Annotated in this window: 5 protein-coding genes; 4 read left to right on the top strand and 1 reads right to left on the bottom strand. The window is 38.0% G+C overall.

Annotated elements, in window-relative coordinates:
• Positions 1-48: 48 nt before the first annotated feature.
• The 4 genes from KPC_RS17540 to KPC_RS17525 are packed head-to-tail and all read left to right on the top strand — an operon-like array spanning position 49 to position 4,299.
• The gene (locus tag KPC_RS17540; RefSeq protein ID WP_121975626.1) at positions 49-1,134 is read left to right on the top strand and encodes an LLM class flavin-dependent oxidoreductase; all 1,086 of its coding nucleotides are present in this window, start codon (positions 49-51) and stop codon (positions 1,132-1,134) included.
• Between the two features lie 11 nt (positions 1,135-1,145).
• On the top strand, positions 1,146-2,150 hold the full coding sequence (locus tag KPC_RS17535; protein WP_228212314.1) for an ABC transporter substrate-binding protein: 1,005 nt from the start codon (positions 1,146-1,148) through the stop codon (positions 2,148-2,150).
• Positions 2,147-2,713: a cysteine dioxygenase family protein gene (locus tag KPC_RS17530; protein ID WP_121975625.1), complete on the top strand. Its 567-nt coding sequence runs from the start codon at positions 2,147-2,149 to the stop codon at positions 2,711-2,713. The genes KPC_RS17535 and KPC_RS17530 overlap by 4 nt, the downstream gene beginning before the upstream one ends.
• Positions 2,710-4,299 carry a rhodanese-like domain-containing protein gene (locus KPC_RS17525; protein ID WP_121975624.1) on the top strand — a complete coding sequence of 530 codons (1,590 nt, stop codon included), beginning with the start codon at positions 2,710-2,712 and terminating at the stop codon, positions 4,297-4,299. Before KPC_RS17530 ends, KPC_RS17525 begins: the two co-directional genes overlap by 4 nt.
• Positions 4,300-4,365: 66 nt before the next feature.
• Here KPC_RS17525 and KPC_RS17520 read toward each other — a convergent pair whose 3' ends face one another.
• Positions 4,366-5,358 carry an aliphatic sulfonate ABC transporter substrate-binding protein gene (locus KPC_RS17520; protein WP_121975623.1) on the bottom strand — a complete coding sequence of 331 codons (993 nt, stop codon included), beginning with the start codon at positions 5,356-5,358 and terminating at the stop codon, positions 4,366-4,368.
• Between the last annotated feature and the right edge of the window lie 79 nt (positions 5,359-5,437).

Below are 5,437 nucleotides of genomic sequence, written 5' to 3'. Positions count from 1 at the left end.
CTTATCGATACTTTTATGCTGTTTTTAACAATAACACAGGGGTTAACAATGGCTATTCAAATATTAGGGATGATTTGGCATCGAGAAGCATCAGAAATCATCTCAGCATCCTCAACTTTTGATAAGGAATTTATTAAAAATATTGCACAGGCTCATGAAAACTCAGGTTTTGACCGGATTTTGGTAGGTTATTGGTCTGATCAGGCAGATGGTTTTTTAGTGACAGCACACGCAGCTGCACATACATCAAAAATCAACTTTTTGTTAGCGCACCGCCCTGGTTTTGTTGCTCCTACCCTTGCAGCTCGTAAACTTGCAAGTCTGGATCATTTAACAGACGGTCGTCTAGCTGTGCACATTATTTCTGGTGGCAGTGATGTTGATCAAAAAAAAGACGGAGACTTTTTAAATAAACAGCAACGTTATGAACGCACAAATGAATTTCTAGATATTGTGAAACAGGAATGGTACAGCCAGACACCATTTAACTATCAAGGACAGTATTATCAGGTTGAAAATGCATTTTCAGAACTTAAACCCAAACAGCAGCATTTACCAATCTACTTTGGTGGCTCATCTGATGAGGCATTACGTGTGGCAGCAAAACATGCGGATGTTTTTGCACTTTGGGGCGAGCCACTTGCAGGTGCCAAGGAACACCTGAATAAACTTAACCCGCTTGTCCATGCTGAACATCGTACACTTGAATACAATATCTCTTTTCGCCCGATTATTGCTGAAACTGAAAAACTGGCATGGGAAAAAGCACAGCATATTTATCAACTTAGCAAACAACAGTTACAACAAGCCGGTTTACAAGAGACGCGAAAAAAACCACAAAGCGTTGGTGGTGACCGTTTGCTAGAAGCAGCAAAACAGGGGGATGTACTGGATCAAAATTTATGGACAGGAATCACCTCTCTTGTTCAAGGCAGTTATAACTCAACCGCACTGGTTGGCACACCTGAGCAGGTCGCTGAATCTATTGCAGCGTACTATCGTTTAGGTATTCATAGTGTCCTTATCCGTGGTTTTGACCCATTACAGGATGCTATTGAGTATGGAAAAGAGTTGCTGCCAACTATTCGTGAAAAGACCAATCACATTGATCAACAAATTCAAAAAACATCATAAAGGAACCCTACGTGAAATTAAATAAAATTGCGGTATTTAGTCTTATAGTCAGTGCAATGGTGGGGTTCACTGCTTGTGGAAATAATAAATCTGGTCACGATGCTAATAACTCCCAGTCCCCAAAGGACTCTTCAAAGCAAATCGTTCTGAATATCGGAGACCAGAAAGGCAATATGCGTGCCCAGCTGGAGGCATCAGGTGCCCTAAAGGATATCCAATATAAAATAAACTGGTATGAATTCCCTGCTGCCGCTCCTGTCGCTGAAGCACTGAAGGTTGAAGGTATTGATTTGGGGTATCTGGGAGACGCACCTTTTATTTTTGCCAACTCTAATGGTGGAACTGCCAAGGCTATCGCCGTATATAAGGCAGACCCTTATCCTGTAGCCTTGCTCGTTCCAGAAAATAGTCCAATTAAAAACATTAAAGATCTAAAAGGTAAGTCTGTTACTGCCAATAAAGGTTCAATCGGGCATTTGATTACCTTAAGGGCATTGGAAAAAGCAGGTCTGCAACCAAATGATGTCAATTTCAAGTTTTTACCTCCAGCCGATGGCAAACTTGCTGTAGCAAATGGTTCAGTCGATGTATGGGCAGTTTGGGATCCATATACGGCTTATGCAGAACTTAAAGACCATTTCCGGATTATTGCCAATGGTCGTGGGCTCTATTCTGGCTATACATTTTTGGCAGCTACAGATAAATCTTTACAGGATGTCAAAAAACGGCAGTCAATTCAGAATTTTGTATATCGTTTAAAAGAGTCACAATTATGGGCAACGGCACATAGTCAAGAGTTTGGTCAACAATATGCAAAAATTACTGGACTACCTGAAGATGTTGGAACATTAGCATTTAAACGTAGAAATGCATCGTGGGAATCAATTGACCCTCAAGTTATTAAAACCTCTCAGGAAACAGCAGACTTTTATACCAAAAATAAACTCATCCCTAAACATTTTGATGTGACGTCATCATTTGACACATCATTTAAAGTGAGTAAAGACAACAAATGAGTAACACACCACTAGCTTTAAATTCACTCATTCAGCAAATTGAAAATGGTCTCCAACTCAATTTGAAAGATGAAAAGCTGATTCATTACTTTTTACCTGAATTTAGAAAACTTCTGAGTAATCCAGATTGGTTAGACCATGAGTTTCGTCAGCCAGATCCTCAGTATTATCAACAATATTTGCTATACAAAGACCCAGATAACCAGTTTTCAATCGTGAGCTTCGTCTGGGGACCTGCTCAATCTACACCCATCCATAATCATGAAGTTTGGGGTGTTGTAGGTGTCCTGCAAGGTTCAGAAATTTCGCAACGTTATCAGTTTGAAAATGGATTATTTCAGCAAACTGAACATGCCGATAAGTTAAATCAGGGGGATATTGATTATTTCACCCCTACCGATGGAGATGTACATAAAGTTAGTAATGCATTTAATGATCAGGTTTCGATTAGCATTCATATTTATGGAGCTGATATTGGTAAAGTAAAACGTTTTACTTTTGATCAACAAGGAAATAAAAAGCAGTTTATTTCAGGATATTCAAACAAGGAGTTCAAAAAATGAGTATCGCAAATCAAGACTATCAAAGCATTAAAAATAAACTGATCTCTGGACAAGAAATCGCAATTATTGATGTCCGTGAAGAAGATCTATTTGCAAATGGTCATCCTTTATTTGCAGCGAATATTGCATTTTCCAAACTTGAAATTGAAATTCTGAACCGCATACCTCGTTTAGATACAGATATAGTTCTATATGATAATGCTGAAGGATTAGCGGAAAAAGCCTATGAAAAATTAATAGAATTAGGCTATACAAATGTAAGCCTGCTTAAGGGTGGATTACAAGGCTGGAAAGATGCTGGCGGTGAGCTTTTTATCGATGTCAATTCTGCAAGTAAAGCTTTTGGGGAATGGGTCGAACATCATAAAAACACTCCCTCCCTCTCTGCTCAGGAAGTCAAACAACTGATTGATCAGAATGAAAATATAATCATAGTCGATGCACGACGTTTCGATGAATATAAAACCATGAGTATCCCGCATGGTATCAGTGTCCCAGGTGCAGAGCTGGCTTTACGCGTGCAGGATATTGTTCGAGATGCCGATACAAAAATTATTGTCAATTGTGCTGGACGTACCCGCAGTTTGATTGGTACCCAATCACTGATTAATGTAAAAACTCCACATAAGATCTATGCACTTAGAAATGGAACAATCGGCTGGACATTGGCTGGACAAAACCTGGAAACTCAAAGAAGTTTACAATATTCAGACTATAAGGAAAAATCAGATAAAAGTAACATTTTAAAGCATGCTAGAGAGTTGGCGGGTAAAGCTGGTGTACAACTCATTAATGAGCAGCAGTTACAACATCTCCAAAATGATCCACAGCACACCACATACATTTTTGATGTACGTTCAGAGCAAGAATATATTCAGGCTCATCTCCCACAAAGTCGTTGGATAGCTGGTGGTCAACTGGTTCAGGAAACAGACCACTACGCCAGTGTACGGGGTGCAAGAATCATCTTAATTGATGATCAATTGGTAAGAGCATTGATGACTGGTTCATGGCTTGCTCAAATGAATTGGGAAACATATGTTCTGGAAGATGATTTTAGCAGACTATTTACAGAATCAGGCCCATGGACACCTGCTGTCCCAAAAAATACCATTGAGTTTAAAGTCTCAGCTGACACACTATACAATTGGTTAGCGACTGAAAATATATTAGTACTGGATTTTACAAGCAGTGCAAATTATAAAAAAGGACATATTCCCTCATCCAAATGGTTATTGCGTAAAGATATTTCCAGCTTGTTTGAAAATAACATTCTATCAACTGAACAGAAAATAGTGGTTACTTGTGGCTCAAGTCTATTGGCACAATATGCTGTTCCGCAAATTCAACAATTTACCAAGCAACCTGTCTATGTACTTGATGGTGGAAATAATGCATGGAAAGCTAAAGGTTATACTGTTGAAACAGAAAATGCTGAGTTTTTATCTGAGCAGATTGATCGTTACAAACGTCCATATGAAGGAACAGATAACTCTGAAAAAGCCATGAATGATTATCTGGAATGGGAATATGGTTTAGTTAACCAGTTAAAATCAGACAATACTCATGGTTTTAAAGTTGTGTAATATACATTAACTCAATATTTGAAAAACTGAGATATTATAATATCTCAGTTTTATATTTAAACATGATTATTTACCTTTAAATATAACAACATTCCGAGCATTAATTTTCTTTGGAATCAAGCCTTCCTTGTAAAATGCATCTGCTATTTTCTGTTGCTCATCCATATCATTATAATTTACATATTGCACATTATAACTACGTCTATCATTTGCCTGTTTAACAACGTCTAAAGGTAATTTCCCCCATAAAGGTGCTAAAACTTTTGCAGCAGCATCTGGATTAGATTTCACCCATTTCCCTTTTTCTTCCACAGCATGAAAAATAATACTCATAACTTGAGGATACTGCTTTGAAAACTGATTTGAAGAAAGATAATAACGATTATAGTTTGCTAGATTTTCACCAGTAATCAATATTTTTGCATCTTGTTGAATTTGCCCACTAGATACATAGGGTTCCCATGTTACCCAAGCATCAACGCTGCCTTGTTCAAATGCAGCACGTCCATCTGCGGGACTTAGCCATGCAGGATAAACATCTTTTAAAGTCAGACCCGCCTGATTTAGTGCAGCGATCAGTAGATAATGACTACCTGCGGCTTTAGTAACCGCAATTTTTTTGCCTTTTAATTCAGATATTTTTTGTATACTGGAATGTTTTGGAATCAATATCGCCTGAGCTTTGGGTGATGGCGTTTCTTTTGCATAATAGGTAATTTTTGCATCTGTCGCCTGAATAAATACAGGAACGGTATCTGCAACATCCGCCGAAACATCAATATTTCCGGTATTTAAAGCCTCAAGTAGTGGCAGGCCACTTGAAAACTCATGCCATGAAACTGTTACACCCTTTTGCTGAAATAACTGTTCCAACTCTCCAGATTGTTTGAGTAAGGTAAATAAAGTAGATGACTTTTGAAAACCGATTCGAATCGTTTGGGGTAATTGCTCTTGTTGATTTTCAACAGTATTTTCGCCCTGAGTTCCTTCTTTGGAGCATCCAGTAAAACTAATACAAGCTGCTAATACGCATAATGTCCATGATGCTTTTTTAAACATAAGATGTAAAACCCGAATGTGAAGACTTTAATTAATTTCGTATAGATAGAAGGTATATAAACTTTCAAAGTTAATTACC

This window comes from Acinetobacter stercoris, from assembly GCF_900323515.1.
GTDB classification, from domain to species: domain Bacteria; phylum Pseudomonadota; class Gammaproteobacteria; order Pseudomonadales; family Moraxellaceae; genus Acinetobacter; species Acinetobacter stercoris.
The sequence above is the reverse complement of the archived record's forward strand: the minus strand, read 5'-3'. Positions and strand labels throughout refer to the sequence as shown.

Excerpts from the sequence above, each read along its gene's own strand:
- KPC_RS17540 (WP_121975626.1), top strand. The coding sequence starts at position 49 with ATGGCTATTCAAATATTAGGGATGATTTGGCATCGAGAAGCATCAGAA.
- KPC_RS17530 (WP_121975625.1), top strand. The coding sequence starts at position 2,147 with ATGAGTAACACACCACTAGCTTTAAATTCACTCATTCAGCAAATTGAA.
- KPC_RS17525 (WP_121975624.1), top strand. The coding sequence starts at position 2,710 with ATGAGTATCGCAAATCAAGACTATCAAAGCATTAAAAATAAACTGATC.
- KPC_RS17520 (WP_121975623.1), bottom strand. The coding sequence starts at position 5,358 with ATGTTTAAAAAAGCATCATGGACATTATGCGTATTAGCAGCTTGTATT.